This is a genomic window from Streptomyces katrae, from assembly GCF_000966975.1.
GTDB lineage: Bacteria > Actinomycetota > Actinomycetes > Streptomycetales > Streptomycetaceae > Streptomyces > Streptomyces katrae.
The window spans coordinates 1-1,520 of sequence record NZ_JZWV01001538.1; the positions used below are offsets into that span (position 1 = coordinate 1).

Annotated in this window: 2 protein-coding genes; one reads left to right on the top strand and one right to left on the bottom strand. The window is 71.6% G+C overall.

The window, feature by feature from the left end:
• Positions 1 to 182: 182 nt before the first annotated feature.
• Positions 183 to 647 (bottom strand): MarR family winged helix-turn-helix transcriptional regulator, encoded by a 465-nt coding sequence (locus VR44_RS38975; RefSeq protein ID WP_045952424.1) that lies wholly within the window; start codon positions 645 to 647, stop codon positions 183 to 185.
• 90 nt (positions 648 to 737) lie between these two features.
• Here VR44_RS38975 and VR44_RS38980 point away from each other — a divergent pair.
• The coding region (locus tag VR44_RS38980) for a quinone oxidoreductase family protein (RefSeq protein ID WP_045952425.1) at positions 738 to 1,520 on the top strand (783 nt) is incomplete at its 3' end.

Here is a 1,520-nt window from a genome sequence, read left to right on the forward strand (position 1 = left end):
CGCTTTCCCTTTCCGGCGGTTCCGACTCTATCAGAAGATTTCCACCGGATTTCCCGGCTTCGACGATCCGAATGAAGAGTCGAGTGCACCCCACATGGAATTCGATTCGCTGAGGGGTGGGTGTCGCCGAACCTGTCCGGTTCGAGGCAACCGTTTGACTCTACATCCGGCCCCCAGGGGTGTCAAAACGAGGCGGGGGCCTCGTGGACACGCCTCAACAGCCCCATCAACACGTCCTGCTCACCAGGGGTCAGCGGCGCCAGGAGCTGCTCGTTCGCCGCCTCCGCGAGGGCCGCGCAGCGGGCCAGGGCCGCCTCTCCCTGCGGGGTGACCGTCACGGCGTTCTTGCGGCGGTCGGCCGGGTCCGGGGTCCGCAGGACCAGGCCCGCGTCCTGGAGGTGGTTGAGGATTCCGACCATGTCCTTCGGGTCCACCGCGAGCCGGCGGCCCAGCTCCGCCTGTGCGACGGGGCCGTACTCGGCCGTGGCCGCCAGCACCGCGTGCTGCATCAGCTTCAGCCCCTCCCCCGCGATCGCGTCGGCGACCAGGCCCCGCCCCCGTGCGGCGACCCGGCCCACGAGCCAACTGGGCAAGGACTGGATGTGCGCGAGGGGCGAGGGCGAAGAAGGAGACAGGGGCTTGGGCATGCGGCCACCCTACCCAGGAATCATTGGACTTCCCCACGATCTTCTGGATACCGTTGGGACACCCAATGAATATGGATCGGGGGAGGTCCTGTGCTGCGCATCCGCCACGAGGTCAACGGTGGGGCCGAAGTCCTGTTCGCCGCCGAAGAGGCCGACCGCCCGGATGCGGGCGCCGGCGAACTGCTCATCCGTACCGAGGCCATCGGCGTCACACTGCCCACCGTCCGCAAGGTCCGTGAGGGCAGCGCACCCGTCTCCTTCGGCGGGGAGGTCGCCGGAACCGTCGTCTCCACCGGCGCCGGCGTCACCGGCTTCGCCGTCGGGGACCGCGTCACGGGGCTGTGCTTCGCCGACGCCTATGCCGAGTACGCCGTGCTGAACGCCGCCTTCGCGAGCGCCGTCCCGGACGACGCCACCGCCGTGGACGCGGTCGCCCTCGTCCGCAGCGGGCTCGTGGCGCGCGGGGCGTACGAGGCGGGTCACGTACGGCCCGGCGAGTCGGTACTCGTCACGGCGGCCGCCAGCGGGGTGGGCACCCTCGCCCTCCAGCTCGCCAAGGCCGCGGGGGCGGGGCGGGTCGTCGCGGCCGTCGGCAGTGCCGACAAGGCCGGCTTCGTACGCGGCCTGGGCGCCGACGAGGTCGTCCTGTACGAGGACGCCGACTGGGGAGCCCCGTACGACGTCATCCTCGACGGGGTCGGCGGAGAACTGCTCGGCCCGGCCGTGCGCGCCCTGGCCATGGGCGGCCGGCTGGTGGCCTTCAGCTCCGGCGGCGGCACGGTGGAGGCGTACGAGCTCCTGGTGCGCGGCGCCTCGGTGATCGGCTTCCAGATGCGGGCCATCGCCGTTGGCCGCCCGGACCTGTACGCCCGC